This window comes from Paenibacillus sp. 1-8, from assembly GCF_056316205.1.
The window spans coordinates 931,809-956,001 of sequence record NZ_CM149995.1 but is presented as its reverse complement, the minus strand read 5'-3'; the positions used below and the strand labels follow the sequence as shown (position 1 = coordinate 956,001).

The 24,193-nt window shown below is 38.8% G+C and carries 15 protein-coding genes and 2 pseudogenes; 6 read left to right on the top strand and 11 right to left on the bottom strand.

Translation table 11 applies throughout. From position 1 onward, the window contains the following. Positions 1–25: 25 nt before the first annotated feature. The 4 genes from AC0WRU_RS04405 to AC0WRU_RS04390 form a co-directional block, all read right to left on the bottom strand. Complete coding sequence (locus AC0WRU_RS04405; protein ID WP_268794278.1) at positions 26–151, bottom strand: SHOCT domain-containing protein; 126 nt, start codon at positions 149–151, stop codon at positions 26–28. Then, a complete protein-coding gene (locus tag AC0WRU_RS04400) occupies positions 132–1,067 on the bottom strand; it encodes a hypothetical protein (RefSeq protein WP_476127386.1) in 936 nt (311 codons plus the stop codon). Before AC0WRU_RS04400 ends, AC0WRU_RS04405 begins: the two co-directional genes overlap by 20 nt. Before the next feature lie 972 nt (positions 1,068–2,039). After that, positions 2,040–2,627 (bottom strand): RBBP9/YdeN family alpha/beta hydrolase, encoded by a 588-nt coding sequence (locus AC0WRU_RS04395; protein WP_476127385.1) that lies wholly within the window; start codon positions 2,625–2,627, stop codon positions 2,040–2,042. A 283-nt stretch (positions 2,628–2,910) separates the two neighbouring features. Beyond that, positions 2,911–3,480, bottom strand: coding sequence for an SF0329 family protein (locus AC0WRU_RS04390; RefSeq protein WP_476127384.1), 570 nt, complete (start codon positions 3,478–3,480; stop codon positions 2,911–2,913). A gap of 350 nt (positions 3,481–3,830) precedes the next feature. On the opposite strand from AC0WRU_RS04390, the gene AC0WRU_RS04385 reads away from it, so the two are divergent. The 3 genes from AC0WRU_RS04385 to AC0WRU_RS04375 all read left to right on the top strand — a co-directional run bounded on the left by AC0WRU_RS04385 (position 3,831) and on the right by AC0WRU_RS04375 (position 6,933). After that, positions 3,831–5,543 (top strand): hypothetical protein, encoded by a 1,713-nt coding sequence (locus AC0WRU_RS04385; protein WP_476127383.1) that lies wholly within the window; start codon positions 3,831–3,833, stop codon positions 5,541–5,543. Further along, positions 5,536–6,381 carry a hypothetical protein gene (locus tag AC0WRU_RS04380; protein WP_476127382.1) on the top strand — a complete coding sequence of 282 codons (846 nt, stop codon included), beginning with the start codon at positions 5,536–5,538 and terminating at the stop codon, positions 6,379–6,381. The genes AC0WRU_RS04385 and AC0WRU_RS04380 overlap by 8 nt, the downstream gene beginning before the upstream one ends. Before the next feature lie 84 nt (positions 6,382–6,465). Continuing rightward, on the top strand, positions 6,466–6,933 hold the full coding sequence (locus AC0WRU_RS04375) for a hypothetical protein (RefSeq protein ID WP_476127381.1): 468 nt from the start codon (positions 6,466–6,468) through the stop codon (positions 6,931–6,933). 418 nt (positions 6,934–7,351) lie between these two features. Here AC0WRU_RS04375 and AC0WRU_RS04370 read toward each other — a convergent pair. The 4 genes and pseudogenes from AC0WRU_RS04370 to AC0WRU_RS04355 all read right to left on the bottom strand — a co-directional run. Further along, positions 7,352–7,726: pseudogene (locus AC0WRU_RS04370) on the bottom strand (SF0329 family protein); the annotation flags it as partial. Positions 7,727–7,780: 54 nt separating this feature from the next. Then, positions 7,781–8,770: a tRNA dihydrouridine synthase gene (locus AC0WRU_RS04365; protein WP_476127380.1), complete on the bottom strand. Its 990-nt coding sequence runs from the start codon at positions 8,768–8,770 to the stop codon at positions 7,781–7,783. A gap of 231 nt (positions 8,771–9,001) precedes the next feature. Continuing rightward, positions 9,002–9,132: pseudogene (locus tag AC0WRU_RS04360) on the bottom strand (SF0329 family protein); the annotation flags it as partial. A gap of 79 nt (positions 9,133–9,211) precedes the next feature. Further along, positions 9,212–10,201 (bottom strand): type I restriction-modification system subunit M, encoded by a 990-nt coding sequence (locus tag AC0WRU_RS04355; RefSeq protein WP_476128566.1) that lies wholly within the window; start codon positions 10,199–10,201, stop codon positions 9,212–9,214. Positions 10,202–10,898: 697 nt separating this feature from the next. Here AC0WRU_RS04355 and AC0WRU_RS04350 point away from each other — a divergent pair. Continuing rightward, complete coding sequence (locus tag AC0WRU_RS04350; RefSeq protein WP_476127379.1) at positions 10,899–14,000, top strand: restriction endonuclease fold toxin; 3,102 nt, start codon at positions 10,899–10,901, stop codon at positions 13,998–14,000. Positions 14,001–14,014: 14 nt separating this feature from the next. Then, entirely contained in the window at positions 14,015–14,419 is a 405-nt protein-coding gene (locus AC0WRU_RS04345; protein WP_192513205.1) for an Imm7 family immunity protein, read from the top strand. Between the two features lie 235 nt (positions 14,420–14,654). Here the strand turns inward: AC0WRU_RS04345 and AC0WRU_RS04340 are convergent. Next, positions 14,655–15,775 (bottom strand): IS3 family transposase gene (locus tag AC0WRU_RS04340; RefSeq protein ID WP_476127378.1). Its coding sequence is split into 2 segments (ribosomal slippage): positions 14,655–15,526 and positions 15,526–15,775, totalling 1,122 coding nucleotides; the frame shifts between segments, so codons are not numbered across the junction. Between the two features lie 114 nt (positions 15,776–15,889). On the opposite strand from AC0WRU_RS04340, the gene AC0WRU_RS04335 reads away from it, so the two are divergent. Next, complete coding sequence (locus AC0WRU_RS04335; protein ID WP_476127377.1) at positions 15,890–17,104, top strand: site-specific integrase; 1,215 nt, start codon at positions 15,890–15,892, stop codon at positions 17,102–17,104. 412 nt (positions 17,105–17,516) lie between these two features. Here the strand turns inward: AC0WRU_RS04335 and AC0WRU_RS04330 are convergent, their stop codons facing one another. Together AC0WRU_RS04330 and AC0WRU_RS04325 are read right to left on the bottom strand one after the other, a co-directional pair. Further along, on the bottom strand, positions 17,517–20,756 hold the full coding sequence (locus AC0WRU_RS04330) for a DEAD/DEAH box helicase family protein (protein WP_476127376.1): 3,240 nt from the start codon (positions 20,754–20,756) through the stop codon (positions 17,517–17,519). Between the two features lie 3 nt (positions 20,757–20,759). Next, complete coding sequence (locus tag AC0WRU_RS04325; protein WP_476127375.1) at positions 20,760–23,885, bottom strand: site-specific DNA-methyltransferase; 3,126 nt, start codon at positions 23,883–23,885, stop codon at positions 20,760–20,762. Positions 23,886–24,193: the final 308 nt, after the last annotated feature.

Below are 24,193 nucleotides of genomic sequence, written 5' to 3'. Positions count from 1 at the left end.
AAGTCCATTTCTGCCCATGTTATAGCTATTTGAAAGACTTTTTATTAAGCTCATCAATCGCTATGAACTCTTCTTCTGTAATTACATTTTGTGATCTCAATTGCTTCAATAGGCTTAGACTCAGTAGATAATCAATAGATTTTCGTTGCATATGTATGTGCTCCTTTGAAATAAAAATGGCTCACCTCTAGGGCAAGCCAAAACTTAGAATAAATTCTTAAGGCTAATGTCTTTTCTGCGGTCATGCTAGGATCGCTTACTAAGGTGGCTGTCAGTACAAGGGCTTTATTGTTCGCTCGGCTACTGCTTCCGGCTTTCACCGTCACACTATTTCCTGTGCTAGCTGTTATGCTCCCCATGATCGGAGTCGAATCATCTTGATTTCGTAGGCTCCACTCCACCGACTGGTCAAACACTTCTGTTCCATGATCATAGATATGGCTGACGTATGAGGTGCTTTGGCCTGTTTTGAGAATGGGATTACCAGTAATAGCTATCGAATAAATATGCGTTTCCGTTTCAACGACTCTCAATTCAATGGTACTCCATACTGTGGGGTGATACGTTAATTTCGCGATGATGTTTGCTTGCCCCAAAGCGATGCCCATAACCTGACCTTGCTGGTCTACGCTAATTATACTCGGATCACTGGATATATAGGTAATCGCCGGATTCTCTATTGGAATACCATTATCCGTAGCAGTGACATTAAACGGTATTGTTTCGTTAAGCAGTACATGGGCCACCGTTCCATGGTTGATATGTAAAGCATATGTATGAGCAATCTCATATTTCCATCGATCAGCAATGTTGTGTTCTACATCGTCGTATGCAGTTGAAATACTATCCAATGTGCAGCTTAACTGAACGATTCCATTTAGGATGCGATCCATTCCAACTATTTTAAATGGCTGATGGGTGATATAGAATCGTCGATCTAATGTAATGCCACTTGTATCTGCATTGTCTTGTACGGTAACCAAGATGTTGCCCTCTGGCATGGAGATAACTTTACCTGTTTCCGTTGAAAATGTTCTAGCTTCTACCACAGCATCAAACCATTTCACCTGTCCACTCCAGTTTAAAGCCAACCGTTGATTACATTTTCGCATTCTGCCTCGACAAGATTGTTCATTTTGATCCACCTGACTGGTAATTAAATAACGTTCATAACTGTGTACAGACAATAAAGTTGTGTACTAACGAATAAAATGCAGTTTTTACACCTGTACTATATTCAATAAAATTGTGTACTAAAAGCAAGGGTTTGATAAGTCATGCAAACAGTCGCCTCCTTAATTTGATAAAAAAGCCCAACGATACTTGCTCATGGGCTTTTTAAAACGAGTATTCGGATTAGTGTGTGGAAAGGGGCTACATAAGCCCTCATCGATAGCACTAACCAAGGTTGAAAAAGGCATTCCAAGGTAGGTTGCTTCGGAAACCCAAATGAGCCGTTCTTCACGTTGCATCTGGTAGCCAAAACCACGCATCTGAGACTTCTTGGAATGACCGATTACTTTCCTTTGGGGAAGCCTTCTGTGAACAGTATCTTGGCTCGTAGAGCGTCGAAGCTGTACCACGACCTAAACGGTTAACGAGCTGAAACCGACAATGGCCGGAAACATCAGGAGTATAAGCAACTGCCACTCGATCCGGACGTTTTCCCCGCAGGGAAGCTGCCACAACCTTCGAAACCCGGAAGTATTAGGGGTGTGAACAGCTGCCGTCCGATTCGACGTCCCGCCGCGATGCTGCCGCAGTAGACGAACCCAGTTCCAACAGGAGTGTGAGCTGCAATTCCTCAGGTAACCTCCGCGGCCGGTACGTCGTTTTGTGAACTGCAGTTGCTCGACCTTGGCGTCGTTTGTATTGCAACAAGAATACCCGGAAAGAGCAACTTCCCAGGCGCTGATTAACATTGTGTGAACGGAAAAAGCGTTGTGCTAACGCCCACTTGCGTTTAGTTCGACAATCTCGTTTTTACCATAAATTTTTGCAATGCTGAGTTGTGACCTCTTGATCATAATAACTGATCATTAAGCACCTTGTTCATCCACTCTTTCATAGTGTAACTGCTGGTTCAAGCATACATCGAGAATCCACGGCCATGGACCGTAGCCGGCTTCTACGTTAATGTGTCCCATTTTAGGCAACATAACGCAAGGAATCCCTAAATCTAAATATTGAGAAGCGTCTTCTACCGAACAATAAGGGTCTGTTGAGGATAAAACAAACAGCGTCTTTTCCGCCGCCGTTGCAGTCTCAACCAAGTTTTCCGGTACAGGGAAGAACGTCATCACAGGCTCATATTTCAAAAATGGCGAAGGCGGTGCTACCAGAATGGCTCTCTGAATTTTTCGTTTCGGATGTGAAGCCGCATAGTGAAACCACATGATGCACGCTAAGCTGTGAGCCACAACGATTACTTCTTCTTCTTGCGAAATTTCTTCAAAAACAGAAGATAAATAGTCGAGCCAAACATCCTTGTCTGGTTGATCTTTGTCTGGAAAGTCAGGAAAATAGACTTTTTCACCTTGCTTCACCAGCTCTTGCTTTAACCATCTTTGCCAATGATCGGGTCCACTGCCGCCGACTCCATACAAAACGAGAAAACTTCTACTCATGATAGCAATACCTCCACAATGGTCGTTTAAAATTATGATTGCATCATTCTCGATTCTGCTAAACTTTTTATTCTTCTTGTTTTAGATAAAAGTCATTATACAGTAAATCAAATTGATTTAATTCATATTGGAAATTCGGATATAAAAAAACAGGGAAAAGACATGACGGAAGCGGATTTGCCCCGTTCTCCATTCAACCTTTTCCCCGATTTTTTTCAAGTCTCTATCATGGCTTCAGTGAGAACAACCCTGACATGACGTGCCCCCATCAAGTTATTTATTTTCATAGAGTGCTACGCCGTAGTTCATAAAAATACTGCACAATTGGATGCTTTAACTTCATCTTCTCGGTCATGTTTAATATTCGCTTTTTTCCAACTCGTCTGTCCACTAAAGCTAGAATATTCAATAAGATATCATTACTCTCTAAGCTTTCCTCTATAGAAATAGATAAAAACTTATTAGCTACAACTATAAAATTTGACTTACTTAATGAAGCCTGTGCTGACAAAAGATCCTTTGCGCATTCTGATATTTTTCTACTTCTTGCAATTACTTTTAGACGATCCTCCGGAACGATCCCCTTGGTATCTTTTCTGATCGCTTCAATTTCTTCATTGTTGATAGGAACTTGGATATTGGGATCATTCTTAATTTCCTGCTCCGACTGATACCATCTGATTGGGCTATTTATATCACTCATATTGAGTACGTTCTTTTTATCTACGGCAATATAACAAATTCCAGATTTATCAGGTAAATAACGGTAACTGGTTGCCCGGTATTCGACCCTTCCATATAACGCAGGACAGAGGAAACTCTCCAGCTGTTGCTTCAATTTGCTCCAGGACATGTATCCTCCTATGTTTTCAATGCCTACTACCAGTATTTGCGGCTGTCAGGCTATCTTTTTGAGTGATGGGACTTTTATGGATTAAACACGGTAGTTTTCATTCAGTATAAACTGTTTTCTGCAGAGCCTGGGCTACAAAATCCTGTCTTAATATTCACCTTATAAGCACCTAGCAATTACCACTCTGTATCAATCTGCTTTTTCACCCCATTTTCTAATTAGATTCACTATTATGAGTCCAATGAACCTAGTTTTATTGGTTTTTTTCGCTTTTTGTAGTATAAAAGAAGTATCTATCTGGTTCAATTAACCACTTTTTGTAGAATTAGATTGCCGGAGGAATGGAAACAATGTCATATTCACTAGAATTAATTGATAAAAAAAATGTTACTGAAACATACTGGGATGATTTGCTTGTCAACCACGAAAGGATATTAGAAGTTTATTCCGAAGCCGATAAGACCATGTTTACTTCCAATCTTAGTTTAACAGACATGGAGGTATTACAATCCATTTTTAAACTACCTGATTTTGAAAATGATCAAAAATGGAAACAAAATCTAAAGAAAATTCCGGATTTTATTAATTTTATGTATTTAAAAGATTTTCTACGAAGAAAGAAAAAGGCTGTGGAAGAGGTTTTTAGATATAAAGAGCCACAACATGCTTTTCCTTCCGTCTCGCCAATGGTCAAACTCATACATTTATTCTATACGAATCCTTCTTGGCTATTTGAAATTCTTGTTCTTCATGAGTGGAGAACTAAGGCTTCTGGTGATCTTTATGTTGCTGATAAACAATTCCCCGACATGAGAAAGAAACTTAGTAATGAGCCCTCTTACCAAAAAATGCTTATAGATATCATGCACAATAATTCAGGTCACAGTAGTGATTATAGAGTAGTTGCACATTCTGATGTTGGCGAAAAATATTCGATCTATCTTTTGTATAAACTGATAAAAGATTCAAAGAAGCCTGGCTATGACCAGAACAAACGGATAAAGGACCGGGATCAGATTTTATTTGCTGTCGATATTCAAAATCAAACGCTGGAGATTAAAGCGACAAAAACTGATATTCGGGGGGTAAAACGATATTTTGAAGAGCAGTTTAAAACTGCTTTACGAAAAATAGAAAATGACCCCTTCACGGCATATAACACAGATGACATTGTTCGACTTTTCCGGGATGGCATTCCGGTCAGTAATGAAGAACCCGAAGATTTCTCTGTTGATTTGATTACATTCTCTAATTCATTACTTATTAAATCACCTGATGTTACGCTACAACTTAAAGGCAGTGATATCTGGCCCAGCGTCAATGATGCATTTAGAAGAGGAATTGTTGATCTATATAGTCTTAAGGATATTCAAAAAATTGGGTTTCGTTCTGAAAAACATTCAAAGACAATTCGCTCAATTGTACTTAAGGACGGGAGTATTATATTCAAGCTTAATGACAGTAGTTTGAGTGATCCTGCTAAAAAGAGAATTAAAGAGAAATTCCTGAATAAATTCGGCTTCCCGCTTGATAAGCCTGTAAAAAACAAATTTGATGGTGGAGAGGCGTTCAAAGTTGATCAAATTTTCAGATTGGCCAACACGAACCAAATCACTCATGAACACAGGAGTATATTTACAGACTTACAATCCTCTCAGTTAATCGATTTAATTGATGAAACTATTTTTTACTGTTCACATTGCTCCTTTAACACCTCGGATGGTGAACTGGTCTTCGAAAAAGTTGAAGAAAAGGAAACGCTGATATGCCCTGAGTGTGACGAGCTAATCTACCAAACTACTTTGCAAGAGTTGAGTCCAAACAAAGAAAACATTGAGAAGTACGTTCATCACCTAATTGATGAATTTGTTACTCAACATGAACATTGCAATACCCCAAAATTGTCCAAACAAAAATTTAGAAATAACCAATTTGTTTTTAAACGATTCATTTACAACAATCGACCTTATCAAGTATTAGTTACAGATAGCCTGCTCACTAGAAAAACTCTGGAATGGATCGAAAGAAAACTGATTCCAACGATTATCGTATGTTATGGTTGAGACTATTGAGCAGGTAACTTTTGGTGATGTATATGTTCATCATGAAAAATCTCAATTCCCTAATTTAATGATAGATTATTTGAATGATTTAGAAAAACGTATCCATCATCAGGTTATTACCGCCGCTATGAAGGCCACAAAAAATCTCTCTTACATCGGTGGTAAGACAGCTGAGCTTAAAGATCTATATGATGAGGATATGCTTGAAGATGAAGTATTTACAATTATCAAGCACCTGTTCCCTAACTCTGAGAAGTGGGGCAAAGAATATACTGGTCATGCTGTACCTGAAGGAATTTTTGCTATCCAGTATAAAGAAGATATGAGGACTATGTCTTTCGAGGTCAAACATGGGTTTAGTTATGATTGTAAATTCACATTAGAAAAATCAGGGTACAAATTAGGTTCTTCCGAAAATCGAAAGGGTCTTCATTATATTAATTCATTGAATAGAATGATAGAAATTTCAAGCTATTGTAGTTCAAGAGAAATAACTTCCCATATCTTTGTTAGCAATAAATTTAGAGATCGCCAAGCACAAGCTATGGCAAATTTTATACGTCAAGAAATTGCAATGGGTCATCTTACAAAGCCAGTATTCATTAATACTAAAGATCTTGCCTATTTATACGATCAGTTCATCCACAACAAGAATAAGATTGAAAAATCACCTGATGTTTTTTATAAACAAGTGCCTGCAATTTTTTCAACTGATGATGTCATTATCACAAAAGAATATATAGATGAGAAACTTCAGGACATAGAGATTGCTGCAAGAGGCTACTCTATCTTGGACACTGCTAGTATTACAAAAAAATTAACAGGTAGGAAAAAATAGGTATTCTTTATGGTTGAATAATGATATAATAGCTCTATAAACAAGAACATACGTTCTGTATATAGGGCTATTAAGGAGGTTGCAATGCCAGAGCTTACAGTCAGTGAACAAATTCTCAATGCCAGACCAGACTCATTTATTAAAGAACAAATAAGACAACTGTTAGTTCAGCAATTCAATCAAAGTTATAAATCTGAAACACTCAACGGACAAGTTGGGTTCTGTTTTTATTTTAATTATGCTCTTATCATTAGTTCAAACAAGAACGACGAAATTTATTCTTATCAACAGCTAGGCTATGAATTGATGCTCCCGGATTCATTCCTAAAATCAATGAATTTGCATTCTCATCTTGTTCCGTCCTATTGGCATACATGGATAAAGGAATCTCACCTAGACTTGATTCGCAAGGAACTTTCTCAGTCCTTGAACTTTAACCGTTTAAAAGTAAAATACAACTTTAACGAAAATCAATTCTATTGGGACTGGGGCTCCAATAAGAAAATAACCTTAAGAATGAACAATTCTTTTGTATTTGATGGTATTATTTAGTGATTATTTATAAAGAGAATAACGTTCTCACGCTGGAATACATAGAACGCACATGGCGATTCCCAAGTTCCGACTGTACTAAAATATCGTATTATTCATCTTCCTCTTGTTCATCATAAATCATCATTCCTGACACAACATGTGCAAGCTGCGCGCCGTCCTTCAAGCCCTGCCAATATAGAGCTTCATTCTCCAGTGCTTGCTTGTAATGATGCTTATCCTCCCACTCGGAGAACTCAGTCTTCCTTACGTAACTTACTAATCTCAGGATAGCGTATGATGCGGGCGCAAACATCATCCAGCCTATGCTGAATTACGCCTTTAAACCATGCCGGGAGCTTCAATGTCAGTTCCTCCTCGCACATACTGTCCTTCGGTCTGTTCCAGCCTTGCATGATACTGCTCCATCTCTTCATGTAAATGAAACATTATTTAGCCCTCCCTTACTACTTAATGTGGGCATGGCTTGTTTCATTCTTCTACTTCTTGCTATTACTTTTAGACGATCCTCCGGAACGGTTCCCTTGGTATCTTTTCTGATCGCTTCAATTTCTTCATTTCTGATAGGAACTTGGATATCTGGATCATTCTTGATTTCCAACTCCGTCTGATACCATCTGATTGGGCTAGTCATATCACTCATATTGAGTACGTTCTTTTTATCTACGGCAATATAACAATTCCCAGATTTATCAGGTAAATAACGGTAACAGGTTGCCCGGTATTCGACCCTTCCGTCTAACGCAGGACAGAAGAAGCTCTCCAGTTGTTGCTTCAATTTACTCCAGGACATATATCCTCCTATGTTTTCAATGCCTACTAACAACCCGTCCCCCAACTTGGCAATTTAATTTCCACGTTCCTCTACCTCATCATGATCCTTGCTTCCAAACTCATCAAGCAATGTACGCACTTCACTTGTTGATTTGGCGTTCATTAAGCTGTTTCTGAGTTCACTTGCCCCTCGGAATCCACGGACATATATTTTGAAGAAGCGTGCGAGAGGGCTGAACGAACGTGGCTCCTGCGCTGAATATTGATCATGGAGATCTAGATGAAGCCGCAGCAGTTCAAGCAATTCTTCACTGCTATGTTCCTTCGGCTCCTTCTCAAACGCAAATGGATTCTGGAAAATACCACGCCCAATCATAATGCCATCCACTCCATATTGCTCAGCGAGCTTCAAGCCGGTCTGACGGTCCGGAATATCTCCGTTAATGGTCAACAGTGTATCTGGTGCCACCTCATCACGAAGTTTCTTAATCTCCGGAATCAGTTCCCAGTGGGCGTCTACTTTGCTCATTTCCTCTCTTGTCCGCAGATGAATGGACAAATTCACAATGTCTTGTTTCAAAATATGGGTCAACCAGTCGCGCCATTCGTCTACGGTAGTGAAACCGAGCCTTGTTTTTACACTGACGGGCAGTCCCCCGGCTTTGGCGGCCTGAATGATATCTGCTGCGATTTCGGGACGGCAGATCAGGCCGCTTCCCTTCCCATTCTCGGCTACATTCGCTACGGGACAACCCATATTAATATCGATGCCTTTGAAGCCTTCTTTCGCCATACCGATGCTCATTTCACGGAAATATTCCGGCTTATCTCCCCAGATATGGGCCACCATGGGCTGTTCATCCTCTGTAAAAGTCAAACGCCCGCGTACACTTTTGTTCCCCTCCGGGTGACAATAACTCTCTGTATTCGCAAACTCCGTAAAAAACACATCCGGTCTGGCTGCTTCACTTACGACATGGCGAAACACAACATCCGTCACATCTTCCATCGGTGCCAGTATAAAAAAAGGTCGTGGCAAATCACGCCAAAAATTATTCGTCATATCAAAAACTCCTCTATAAATACCAGGACAAATCTTTGGTCCCAAAATGGTAAAGCTAACCTGTTCATGTCCTTGCTTCTTCTTCACATATAACATGTTTAAGCAACATAGTTCAAACAGCAGTATATGTTAAGCATAGACATCTAAATGAGTATATCATACCCAAGAGAGGAGCAGACTCCCCAAAAGACTCGCAAAAAAAGGAAGAGCGCCGCCCCTCCTTGCCATCTTCTATAACGTACTGCGCCGCAGTTCATAGAAATACTGCACGGCTGGATGTTTTAATTTTATCTTATCAGACATGTTTAATAATTTTTTTTACCAACTCGTTTGTCCACCAAAGCCAAAATATTCAATAACTTCCCCCAGCTTACGCCGTTCCCAAGCGAATGGCTTAAAAAAGAGCCGAGGAATAATATCCTTGACCCTTTTCGTCAATTTCTACACATGAATACCCAAAATTTTCAGCTGTTCATTGATTTTGGCTTCAAGTTCAGCGATTTCTTGTTTATCTTGTTCTAAAAGCTTACTCACTTCGGCAAGGTCAATGACTTGCTCTTCTTCAAACGTATCCACGTAGCGAGGAATATTTAAGTTAAACTCGTTTTCTTTGATTTCTTCAAGTGATGCCACGTGAGCATATTTATCAACATCTACACGATTTCGGTACGTTTCGATAATCTTATTGATGTTTTTATCAGTAAGTTTGTTTTGATTTTTACCTTTTTCAAATTCATTGCTTGCATCGATAAACAAGATGTCTTTTGTTTTACGATTTTTCTTGAATACTAAAATCGTAGTTGGGATGGATACGCCGTAAAACAAGTTGGCAGGTAACCCTATAACTGTATCAAGATAGTTTTTCTCAATTATCGTTTGGCGAATCGCACCTTCTGCTGCACCACGGAACAAGACACCATGCGGTAATACAATCGCCATTGTTCCAGTATCATTCAGATGATACAAGCTGTGTAAAATAAATGCATAATCCGCCTTAGTTCGAGGGGCGAGTTTACCATATTCCCTAAAACGTGGATCTTTGAGTTTCGTTTCGCTATTGTCCCAATGAGCAGAATAAGGAGGATTCGCAACTACGGCATCAAATGAGCGTGGGTTGTCAATTCCTTGGGCATCTGGTCCATCAGGCCAATCGCTTTCAAGGGTGTCAGCATTAGACAGTGTTATGTTATTAAATGAAACACCATGCATCATCAGATTCATACGAGCCAAGTTGTATGTTGTCGTATTTTTTTCTTGACCAAAAAATTTAATCGCCCCGGGTTTATCTCCACCAGGCAACTCACCTTGAACCGTTAACAGCAATGACCCAGATCCACAAGTCGGGTCATATACCGAAAAAATTTTATCCGATTCTTCTACACCATCCGTTACGATTTTAGCCAATACTTTAGAAACTTCATGAGGTGTGATTAAATTACTTAAAAATGCTTTAAGGCATTCTTAATCATATCTACCTTATTGGTATCATGTGTTTTGCGGGAGAGCGATACAACCGCCTCTATAAGTCTCTACCTGTAATGACAATTGTTGCTCCGTTGCTGTATACGCCAATACACCTTAACTATTAGTCTTTCCTGACCAATAGTGAACAGCACTCCACATGTGTCGAGACGATGGAAGGGATATATTCCTTTTTATTATATATATTACCTGTACTATCAAAAGCCACTCCTTCTCACAACACCACATTTTTCCAGATGATGCCTGTTCCCCCTTCACTTCTATCGATCCCACTAATTCCATATGAGCCTCCATTTAGTTTACCGAATCCATGATCACGTTTAAATCAGCTCAGTTCCTGACTTTGAAAGACAATTGCTCAAAATTACTTTCAGCTTTCCCTATTCCAGATATACACATTGAAAATCCCTCAATGAATGGGTCATTCTGTAAACTAAATCTCTCTTTTAACCGATAAATACATATGCTGGACTGTTATTTAAATATCACATCTCGTAACTTTATACCCAACAAACTCAGTGATACATATGGGTCTTGACTCAAAGTTGTATTCATCCATTTCTTCTATTCGTCAGACTCGAATTAAACATGCTGCACTTTACTTTTGTAATCAGCCATCACATCTAGAAAGGAGTCATGAACTCACTTGAGTGTATTATCAGATAGGATCGGGTATGAAAGCCTACGCTTTTATGGACCCTTTCAGCCACAACACATTGAATACCTTCAAATAACACGCACCATCAACGATCATGCCTATTTACATGTCCGTGGTATGCTCTCCGAAGAACAGGGAGCCGCATGCATCGGACAAAATATGGAGCAAGAGCCGATTGTGATTCGTCAGTTGGATGATCAGGGACAATCGCTGAGAAGGCTGTTCCACGGGATTGTTACACAAATGTCTGTGAATTGTACACGGGGAGTATATACCTTTGAATTGAAGGCTGCTTCCCATTCATACCAGATGGATATTAAGCTGAAAAGGCGCTCCTATCAAGATATTCACCGCACTTATGATGATCTGGTCACTACGATGATTCGAAAATATCAGTATGGAGATGCCATTGATACCGTCACGAACTATGCCAAACTGGACACTTTTGTTTTACAATATGATGAGACCGATTGGGCATTTTTAAAGCGCCTCGCTTCTCGCTTTGGTTCCGTACTTGTGCCAGAGGTGACCGCAGCCTCGCCTAAGGTTTTCTTTGGGATGCCAGAAGGCAAGCAGCATAAGGTGGAACGGGATGTATTCTATCGCGTACGGAAAACGTTTCATGAACTGGATGCGGAAAAGCTAGGAGAACAACGTGCTGGCTCGTATATCACCTATATGATTGAAAGTTTGCAATACTACGCGCTCGGCGACCTCATTACGTTACCCATCGGACAAGGAAAAGAACTGGTCGTGGTTCGGGCAGTAACAACGCTAGCAGATGGCTTACTGCGTACTCGTTATGATCTTCAAGCTGAACAGGATATTCGCTATGCCCGGTATGAGAACGATCAGGCGACCGGGATTTCGCTGACAGGAACGGTGCTGAAGGTACAGCATGATTTTGTGCAGCTTCAACTGGACATCGACCCAAAGCAAGATCCTGCCAAAGCCTGCTGGTTTCCTGTAGCGACTCGATATGTAGCTGAAGAACATAGTGGCTGGTACGATATGCCTGAAATCGGGGAACAAGTCGAGTTATATCTGCCTACACATCACGAACAGGATGCCTATGTGACAGATTCATTACGACAACAACGCCACGCGAATGGACAGCCCGATATGAAGGTGTGGCAACACGTGCAAGGAAGCGGCATAGAAATGTCTGAGCAAGAACTGACCCTGTCCACCTCGGATGGATTTTCAATTACACTGCACGAGGATACGGGCATCACCATCAACAGTCCGGGGGATGTACAGATTCAGGGTGGTCATGTGAAGCTTGATGCAGGTGAGGAACTGTCGCTGGAAGCTGGAACGGCGCTGTATCTCAAAGGTGGAGAAAGTAGCATGGTGCTGGATGGTGAGACGGATACCAAAGCCCCGGTAATTTATCAGGAAGGTACGGTGAAAGCTCCTGTTTTTGTAGCTGACCTCCCTCCTGTCCCTGAACCGCCGTTAATGAGCATCAAAGCATATGAGGCCGCACAAACCTCAACAGCCAAGGCATTATCCAGCAGCACTCCTACTGCGAAAATCACAAGTCCTGCAGCACTTCAACAGGCCAACGCTTTGTTGGGTACGGTATCCAAGCTATTAGGTTCCATTCCCGTAGTAGGGAACGTAGCCAATGTGATGTTGAATACGGTTGGTGGACCCTTAGGTAAAGTAGCATCAACTATTTTACAAGCCACCGGAGCAATCCCTGTTCGAAGTAAGGGAACACCTACGATTGGAGGCAGTAACAAGGGGAACGGAGTTCATCCGTTGAAATACTTGGCTGGTTTAGCCCTTGAGGGACTGATTAGTCAATACGAGCATGAGCAAGCAAGACAAGCCTACTATAGCAAGTGGATTCTGGGGAAAGTGTATACAAGTGCGCGTCATTTGGCTGATTCCGGTGGCCCATTGGAGCTGGTGCAGAACCTACTGAAAGAATCAAATGCCATGGTTCATGCGTATCAGCAGGTTCCTAAAAGTGTTCGAGATAAAATGCTTAGAGATTATGAGGAAAAACAACGCATTCAGGCAGAACAAACAAAGAAACATGATAATTCAAAACTTGCGTTATGGAGAGAAAGAAAAACTAGTGAATATACTTCATATTGGAATCAAACTGATTATTTTACAGCCAACTGGTGGCAGGATGAAAATAAGCTAAAACAAGCAGAGCAAGCACTGCGCACTGAAATTACAATGAAGCGCAAACTATCACTGTATGATATTAAAAATCCTAATAAATTGGCCGCCATCCAGCGTATCGTCAATGCAAAACGAACGCACGTATGGGATGAAGGAACTCTCAATGCCATTGAAGATGGTTTAGTAGCGATGGGTGTGGACTCTACAAATGCTATTGAGTTGGACAAAGAGAAAATGGATGCACTCATTACTCGATACAATCAAGGCTTCATCGGACAAAAATCTGGAGATTACATGGAAAGGACAGGACTAAGCGATTTAGTCGAAGACACGACTTATGGGGTTGTAGCAGCTCGTATCGGTATGGGGAGTACGGGAAATTCTCCTGCTAGGTCCAGCCAGCCACCTATTGCAGAGAATCCGCCTGCAAAACCCAATCCAAAGAGTGGTCCAGGTGTAAACAGGCCCATTGATGAGTTCAATGATTCGGCGATTTATAATGGGGCAAATTCAAGTAGACCTAAGGAGACACCTAAACTACCGAATTCGAGCAAGCCTCCTGAGGGTACGGCTAAAACTGGAAATTCAAATAATGGACAATATTCAGGGAAATTAGTAAAGGTTCCTAAGGAAGATGAAGCAGCTGATATGTTAGCAGAAAAACTAGGTGGAGAATCCAGAGTTAAATTTAGCAATGACCCTAAGGGACGTGAGTTTGATACGGTAAGCGACCAGTACATTGCTCAAACCAAACCACCGTTGAACAGTTTAGATAAGCAATTTAGAAAACAAGCGAAAGCTACGATTGAAGCGGCAATTGAGACGAACAGAAAAGCGTACTTTCACTTTGAAGGTAAGCCTGATGATAGAGTGCTAAGACAACTTAAAGAATATGCCGAAAGATATGGTGTAGAAATAATTATTGATACTAAACCCCTTATACCATGAGAGGATGAGAAGAAATGTTTGAGTATCACGGGTGGGCAACCATTAGAGAAAGTTCCTCATTTGAAGATGATGATGAAAAATTAATTTTAGTCATTCAAGAGATACAGAACTTTTTGAATGAATTAGATTGGCCTTCTGGCGTTTTGGATTTAAGAGCCGTAAATGGAGATTTTCAACTCTGGATAGCAGGTCTTAATAATCATAAACCTACAGCTAAACATAATCCCATAGAATTATTAAAAAAAGTAGGTGAGTTTGCTCCCGGCTCATATGGAATTTTATATGTAAGGGATAGTGATGATATGAAACTATTTAATGAATTTAGGGTTCATACATTAATTCGAGGTGAATTGACTGAACACACAGACCCTTTCTTGTCTCCATTCATACCTAAAGTAGAAGATGACTATGAAGATTAACATAGAGTTGAAATAGAGCTATTAACGTTTACAACTCCGACAATAAGAGTGCAATACCACCAACAAACCAAACACTGAACAAATTAACAAACACTTGATGAACTTTAAAAAGCTTGTTCCAACTTGAATCATGAGTAGGAATGAGCTTTTTTGTATAATCAAAATAAAAAGGTAAAAAAATCATAATAATCCATCTTTCCTACACAAAACAATGACTTGGATTGTCAACAGTAAATCAAACAACTTTTTTAAGGGCTGCAAGGCGATACTGAATAGGCGTCATATAGCCTAAAGTTCCATGAATGCGATGTTTGTTAAACCAGTTGACATAATCATATAATTCCAGTTCCAGTTGACGAAGGCTCTGAAAGTTCATCTGGTTCACGAACTCTGTTTTCATGATTTTATAAGTGGCTTCGGCCACGGCATTGTCATACGGACAGCCTTTCTTACTCAGTGATCGACCGATTTCAAATGTCTCTAAAAGCTCATCCATCTTTTGATTTTTAAACTCGCTCCCACGGTCGGTATGAAACCACTGAATCTGACTTAGATCGCCTTTCACGGTCGCAAAGGCGCGGGAAACCAGTGCTGCATCCTTATGGGGACCAACACTATGGCCAATAATTTCTCGATTGAACAGATCGAGGAGCACACAAATATAGTGCCACTCGTTCCGGACTTTGACATAGGTTAGATCACTGACCACCACACGTTTGCTTTCCGTTTGATTGAACTCGCGGTTCAGTATATTAGCTGGAGCCGCTTCATTACAAGCGGTTTTATGGGGCTTATATTGTGCCACCGTGTAGGTGGAAACGAGCCCTTGCTCTTTCATGATGCGGCCAATGCGACGTCTGGAGACGATCAACCCACGCTCATGGAGCTTCACTTTGATCTTGCGTGTGCCGTAGGCTTTTCGATTCTTGTGAAAGATATCCACAATAGCTTCGGTGACATCGTCTTCAGTGGCTCGTTCTTGGGCGTCATAATAAAATGTACTTCTTGCGATTTGCAGGACGTCACACATTGCTGATACCGAGTATTTATCACGATTATTCTGGATGATAGCTACTTTCGTCCCATGATCAGCGCGGCTTGCTTTAAAATATCCACTTCCATTTTCAGACGCTGGTTCTCTTTTTGCAAAGCGATCAGCTCATTTTCTTCTGATGAGCGATTGTCCTTCTCTTTGAAGGAACCCGTCGCCTGAGCTTGTTTGATCCAGCGATCTAAAGCTGAGGCTGTGAGGCCATATTCCTCCACAAGGGCTGCTCTGGATTTCCCATTTTCATAGAGTCCTACCATTTGTTTTTTGAATTCTGCTGTAAAGGTACGTCGTTGTTGTTTTGGCATTGTAGAGATTCGCTCCTTAACATGATAGGTTTATTCTACAAGCCCTTATTTTTTCTGTCCAACTTAGTGTAGCCGATCCAATGCCTATTTTAAAGAATGGAGGCCGTATATATTATGGCTAGCATTGAGAAGCGCGGTAATAACTCTTGGAGACTCGTAGTAGAGATCGGTTACGATACAGCCGGTAAGCGTATAAAGCGCTATAAAACGGTTAAAGTTGACGATCCTGCCCTTTTGAGAACGACAAAGCGGCTTAAAGAATTCCTAAACGATGAGCTTTTGAAATTCAAAATCGAGGTAGAAGCCGGTGAATATATTGCCCCTGAAAAAATGACTTTTGCAGCTTTTGTCCAAGAATGGAGGACCAAATATGCAGAACGACACTTAGCCGAAAAAACCCTAATTCTCTACGAGTCACATCTCAAAAATCGAATCCTTCCACAGTTTGGTCATATGCGTTTGGATCAGATCAAGCCTCTTCACATTTTAGAATTTTTAGAAACTCTATCACGTAACGGAGATCGAATGGGCTTTCGCAAAGGCAAGGTATCTTCCGGAACTGTTGAAGTCGTCCATAGAGTATTAAAAAATATATTTACACGCGCAGTAGAGTGGAAACTCTTAAAGGAAAATCCAGTAGCCAAGATAAAGAAACCACGAGTCAAACATAAAGAGGTACGCCCATACGATGAACAGGAAATAAAACTCCTTTTAATCGCGCTTCAGCAGGCTCCTATACATTGGAGAGTCATGATAACCCTTGCATTGATAACAGGCTTGCGTAGAGGCGAATTATTGGGTCTAGAGTGGCACCATGTTGACTGGGAAACAGGAGTTATTTCAGTAGAACAAAGTGTAACTCTTTCCCCTGGCGGTGAAGCACATGTGAAAGAACCTAAAACCAAAGGCTCAAAGCGTAAGGTGGCTATACCTTCCGCTATGCTTAGAGAGCTTCAAGAGTACCGTTCGTATAAGATGGACGAGTTTGAAAAGATCCGAGATCGCTGGCAAGGCAATGGGCGTTACTTTGTTTTCAGTCATCCGGATGGCAAAGCTTTTCATCAGGAAAGACCGTATCTTTGGTTTCGGGAGTTCTTAAAGAAGAAGGAGCTTCGCTATATTCGGTTTCACGATCTTCGGCACACTTCAGCTACACTGCTGATTAATCAAGGCATACATGCTAAGGTTATTTCTGAAAGGTTAGGACACGGAAATATAGGGACCACTATGAACGTGTATGGGCATGTTTTAAGAGCAGCGGATCAATCGGCTGCGGATAAGCTTGAGTCGGTTTTAGAGTTTGAATCAAACATAGCCAAACTAGATTAATATTCTCTGAAACTTTATCAAACTGCATTACAAAAAGGATTGCAAAGTCACATCTAATATTTTGAAGCGAATATAAAAAGTTCATAGTCGGATCCGTATAGAATATGCTCCCTTCGACATATTCATACAAAAGAATTCGACTATGAACTATATGGAGCGTAGTAAGTTAGGAATCTTGTAGAGCCAAAGAGAAAGGTTGTAGGTTATCAATCTAGCACTAGGAATTCAGAAAAACTTCAAGTCAGAAACTTCGATGTGATGAATGTCTTAAGTTCACCAAAATAAAAACTCTTAGCGATTCAAACTAGAAACTTTATAATAAGTAGAGCCCTGAACTCGTAAGATACATCAAAGATGATTTCGATAAGATCTATTCTTTCGTTGTACAATCTTCCCACAGATCGACCTCTTCTTAGCTTAGTATCTTCCCAATCATTACTTCAATACAATCGTTACTATCAAGACAAAGAACATTTTTCGCTTCTCTTTCAGGCTTGCCCATTTTCCACCGCATTTTTAAAATGGATGATGGTGTTCCAGACATGATAAAAGAATTCAGAACAATTTTCTTATCCTTACTGGACGGTTGTAGTTGTTCTTCTAATTCTTTGATTTTTGAATAGAACTCAACTTTAGAATCATTTGGATTTGTCATCACTAAGCCTTTTGGATCAATGAAAGATATATACTGAATGTCATCTGTATCGATCCATAGAACATAATCAGGATAGAAATTTCCAGCTTCAAAAAAGCCCATACCTACTTTGCTCTTATTACGAAGCAAATACAAACTCTTATTAATAAAAATCTGCTCGTTCTCCTCTGTATATGCTTTAAGCATATCTACAAAAGTTTTTTCGTCTTCATTTAAACTTACAGGTGATACTTGTATCTTAAGCCCGTTATCTTTTTGAGATATAAGAGGAGCATATAAATGTGATGTAAAATCAAAGGCAATAAGGGTATCCTTAAATATACTTTTTTTATAGTCCTCAATATGCTTCCGTGACTGGAGAACCGTAGAAACCTCGTGGATAAAATCGTCCAATTGCTCTAAACCTTTATCTTCTTCATTAAAAGCAGTATAGGTTATGTTGTACTCTGAAATAAAATTATTATCTTTTTCAGTAAGCTCTTGATATTCGAGATAAGGAGCTTCCCATTTCTCTTTATTATATTTGTAAAACTTATCCATATAGCTTTTTAAAACTATAATACAATAATCAGTTGCGGCATAAAGTTTCTCTACCTTATCTATCTCCAAGCGATTCTTAGGAATAATCAAGGAGTACCAACCATTTGCACTTAGAATAGATTGCAACTTATCCTTATCAATAATGATATTATAATAAAGCTTCTCGTTTTTATAACGCTCTAGCTCTTCAAATATTTGTTGATATTCAAGAAAGGGCAAATACTTTTCCTCTATCTTATGCTCACTGGTCGTTGATTGAGAAACTAATGCATTGTAGTTGGATTCAATAGTTTGTACCTTGGATCGGCAGTCAATTGTGATTTTATTTTTCGCAAGGTAATATGCAAATCCTTCATCTGGCACATCGAGAATTAATCTCTTTGCTTGCTTTTTGAAGTTAATTCCATCTTTCACTTTGATAGTACGCAATTTCTTACCTTCTACTTCATCATATCTACTAATTACCGGCAATTTAAATTCATGCACATTTTCGTTTGTAGGTAAGCCTTCTAATTCAAGATAATTTTTGAAATCTTCCATATACTGAGCTCTTATTCCGAAGATCGTTAAGGTTTCAAGCAATTCTATATACTTAGGTATATTAATGCTGTTATCAACGCTCCGACTACGCTTCAAACTACCATTGTACCCTTTCAAACGTACACCGCGTCCAAAAAGCTGAATTGCTTGTGAGCCTTCCTTTTTTGCAAAGTTAATTAAACCCATTGTAGATACACGCCAACTGTTCCAACCCTCGGTAAATTTGCGAGATCCTATAAGCATCTTTACATTCGATGACTTACTATTTAACAAGCGAAATAGCGAATCATTATGAAACTCCTCACTTCTAGTGACCATTCCTTTATCTTCACAACTTTTAATCAATGTCGCTGTATCACCAATATTAATAACTCCGAAATGTTCGCCATACTCTCCGATCTTAAGTGCAATCTCTCCCTGAACATGTTTCAGATTTTCAATATGAAGACGAGGTTCATCAGAGATAGTGTCGGAATTAAATATAACCTTTAACATGTCCCTATAGATATCTCCAGCATCAGGTGTATGTCCAAAAATAGAACGTAACGCTAGGAAATCGTGAAAGAAAAGCTCATTCCCTCCTGCATCAATAAGTCCGGTATCCTCTTCAAGCACAGCCTTAATACGAGATACAGTTTTCTCTTTTCGGTTCACAAATTTATCAATGAAATCTAATACTTCTTCAACATCTGTTAACTCTGTTTTTGATGTAGATGCTGTAACACGATTTCCAACAAAAGCAAGAAGAGGTTTTTCTATATGGAACCGTTTATATTCTTCTCCATAGACCTCGAATAATTTTAATTGCTGATAGAAAGACAGAAGGCAGCCTGTTAGGTATAAATGACGTTGTTCCTCATCAATACTTTCCTTCAGATTATAAATACGGTAATCTTTCCCGTATCCATCCTCATAGAAATATTTGTAAGAATAATCCATAATTATAGATCTTCCGTACTCTTCCATCAGCCGTTTATCTTCTGTCTTGGAACTATTCGGCTTTAATGCTTGTTTAAACGTAGCAGAATATTCGAAAGCAAAACCTTCTGTCGATAGACGAGTACGATAATCGTACCAAACATCCCCTGAGAGTCCCCTATGCCCTTCATCTACAAGAACAAGATTATTTTGTTCAAAACTATCGACAGATATAGTCTTAACCTTACCTTCGTCTTTTAGCTTATTCATATCAATAATGATTACACCATCATTTTTCACTGGGAATAAACTGGTGTTTTTTTGAAATAAATCTGCTTTAATGGACGATTGACTTAGTTCGTCTAGGTGCTGCATGGACATTCCTTCATTAGGAGCAAGAAGAATTATTTTGTTTATGGCAAGTCGGTTGTTTAAACGTTGTGCTTTCTTTAAATAATGCATATATTGCAGGATATTAATGTGCATTATTAATGTTTTACCGCTGCCCGTTGCACACATAAAAGCCAGCTTTCGCATATTACTAATCGAATATGGTTGGAAATCGATTAAACCTAAAGTTTCTGTGCGTTTTACTTCAAGAAATTCATTTAGATCTGAAATAAATTGATCTTGTTCTGTAAAATAACGATCAAGATACATTTCAGTGAACAATAAAGCAATATACTGAAAGTATTTCAAAGCGATATTGTCGCGTTTTTCTCCAATTTGTTTGACATAACGGCATATATTTTCATCATAAATACTAAGCTTATCTTTATTGATTTTAACTTCATCTTTATTCAATGTGTAAATTCGAATAAGAAAATTATAGAAATGAGTATGTTGGCTTTCATCATAACCTTCGTATTCATTATTGTTGAGCTTTCCTGCCAATTCTTTTAAAGTAGACTTTCCAAACTGTTGCAAGAAATATTCAAACAGTACAAGCTGTTGATTGAATCCAATGATTGGTTCGTTTTGTTTTTTTCTAGGTGGCATAGATTAAACCCCCTTAAACATATGCTTTTTAAAGTCAATCTCTATCATACGAACCTTCCAGTCTTCATCATCTGTACGCAAATTCTCTAAATTATTATCGCCATTGACGTAAATGATATCAATTTCACGATTCTGGGAGTTGATATCATATTGGGCGAAATAAGAATCTAAAGCAGCATTGCTCTCTGTCAAATTATCCGTTATATTTCTCCAAATAATTAATGCTCGCCGACCATCCGGTAATTTTCCTTTAATTTGTTTAAATGAATAAATGCCTCCCTCATCTTCAATGAGGCTTACTGCACCTTCATAAACTCCCTGAGTGTTAGAAACAGCATTGAAATATGCTACTGTACTTTGGTTTGAGACAGAAAGTCCAATAAGATAGTTAAATGTTTCGACCAAGTCAATGAATTTTTCTTTAGTTGCATTATTTTCCGTAACATTCATTTTGTATTCAAATGGGGTCTTGAAATAGTCAAGCTTAATTAGACTTCCTTCTGCTTCAATATCAAGCATGTAATTCACAAGGTATTCTTCGCCAAACAATGCTTGCATTTGTGGACCCTTCTCAGAAAGCTGAATATTAGAAAGTGCATCCTCATAGCTTTCAAGGCGGATATATTTCATGATATGAGATATTCCAGTGTTACGGTTAGATGGCTTTCCATTCTTCCATTTAGATGAATAAACTACTTTTTTCATACGAGGTTTTGTTACCGTATTGAAGTACTCTCCCATTTCCACAAGTATATATTTACGATTACCGTCATCTTCACGATTCAAATTGATAACCGCATGGCCAGTAGTACCTGATCCTGCAAAATAATCTAAAACAATTCTAGGAGCATTAGCCGATATCAAAACTTCGTACATTGATACAGGATGTGCGTAAGGAAATTCTAAACCTAAATGGTCCAGAACTGCTTTCCCGCTTTTACCTTCAGATAACACTGATGCAATTTGTCTTTGAGAGTCTTCTGACAATTCAACCTTTTTTTGTGGTTGTGTAGTTTCATCTTTCCCAAAAATAATCTTACCGTCGTCAATCATATCACGCATTGTGTCCGGTTTTCTTGACCATCCATTAGGAGGCACTGGACATGGCTTTTTTGTAATAGGATGAATCAACGGAATAAAGTACTTCGGATCTTTTCTTTTTTCAGGAGCTCCCATCGCTACAAGACGATAAACAATACCTTTGTCATCTAGAAAGCGATACGCTTTATCTCCTTTGGTGAAATTTTTATCGTTCTTCACCAATTGGGAAAATTGAGAACGCGATTTAGCATTAACGCCTGCATTTTCTTCAATAGATACTCTTGCATATTCCTTAATTATATCTATATTCTCACTCTTCGCGAAAATCGACTTATCAAAATTCGTTCTATAAATAATGTACTCATGCTGTGTTGCTACCCCCTTTCTTCCAAGCATTGGATTAAGTTTATTCCACACTATCGTCCCTGCGTTACCACGCCCAAATTGTTCAAACACATTAAATAATAATTCATACTCGTTTTCATCAATGTGGCATCTAAATGCCCCTGAGTCTTCAAGCAACTGTTCTGCAATAGCTATTCGCTCACTCATCATGCTTGCCCAACTTGAATGCCTGTAATTATTTTTATATAAGAAACCACTTGTATCTGTATTATACGGTGGATCAATTTGTACAGCATCGACTCTTTTTTCATACGTTTCCAACAAAAGGTTTAATGCTTGGAAGTTCTCTCCTTGAATCATTAAACCTTCTGTTAATTCATCAAGATTATCAATAGAGGCAACCAGTCTATCCTTAAAACTAGATGTAAAGTGTCCGGTATCAACTATTAAGTTCTGATTTTGACATAGAAATTCAATAGTTAGTGGATCGCTAAATCCAACTTTAGTTAAATCATTTTCAGTATCATCAATATTATATAGTTCTATCCATTCCTTAACTTGAGCTTTGTTTTCAATAATTTCCGAATAAAATTCTTCTTTAACCTTATCCAAAGTAATACACCAATTAGTTTCGATGACAAATTTCTTTTTTAGCCAAAGTTTCTTTTGAAATTCCTCGATTTGAGCCAAAAAGTCAATAATAATTTTGCCTACTCGCTTAATCGCTTTAACTTTGGCCAGGTAAGTTTCTACACGTTTTTCACTAGTAGTATCTAGGTCATCTAAGTGCATAATCTCGCTTTTGATATAAAAGTCCAGTTCACGAGTCAAAAAACCATGCAAATCTTTATGAATAAAATAATCAAAAGTATTTTTGGCTACATAAGATTCCAAGTGTTTATCAAGCAAAGATTTAGTTAGTCTTTTTGTTTTAGGGTCCATAAAACGCGGACTTATGATTGGAAAAAATTCCTTATAATTCTTCGTAACTGTTTCTACGATTTTCGATGCGTTTTCTTCCGCATACTTTTTCTTTTTATCTACTGGCACATCAAATATAAAACGAATAATAAGTTCATTACCATTTTGCTCAATAGTCTTTAAACCAGGTTGCTCTTCATTTTCTTCATACAACATAAAAACTCGTTTGTTACCTTCGTTTTCTTTGTTATTATCTTGTTCTATACTTGCGTCAACTAGCCGAAAATGTACTGTCAACCCACCATCTTTAAAAGTATAATCTTTAAAGTTTTCAGTTGTTTTAATATAATATTGGTCTTGATTGGCCCAGTATAATTTCACTTCTTCACCTTCATAAGGAATAGCATAAACGCCTTCCTTATATCTTCGTTTGGAGATAAAATCGCCTTCATCATAGTAACGATTGAAAAAGCTATAAAGCGCAGAGTATACATCGGTTTCTAATGCAGACATATCCACTCCACTAATTAGTTGAGCTTTAAGTGACTCGTATTCGTCAGCCCTTTTACTATCTTTAATTTCGACCCCTACAGAACTGCATGTTTTTTCGATCTCTGCAATTTTAGACTCAATTTCGCTAGTATTAGAAGTAAAGGGAACAAGCGTATCCTGTACCTTTCTAATCAGATCTTCTTTTAAGAATCTCTCAATTTCGGATTTTCGTATATTCATTATTCGATAAATCCCAAAATCCAAATCAGATTTATCTAATTCAAAGATACTTTGCATTAAATCAGTAAATTTCTGCAATTTTTCTGACATTATTTTTGGCCTCTTTCAAGTTTATTTACTTGCTATTTGATAATAGCATATGATCTACATTGATTCGTTTAACTATATGCTTGTGAATTTATAAGATCGTTTTGCTAAAAACTGCTTCGTGTCCCCAATCCGTCCCCAACTCACCGATCTACTTACTCCAAACCCTGCCGCACCAACAAAGCCACGCACTCCACATGGGATGCGTGCTGACGGTAGATAAACATAAACTGAGATGTTACTGTGTTCACCCCATATAAGCATCTTTAACCAGATTCAGTATTTATAATTTATGGGAGGAAGGCTTTACC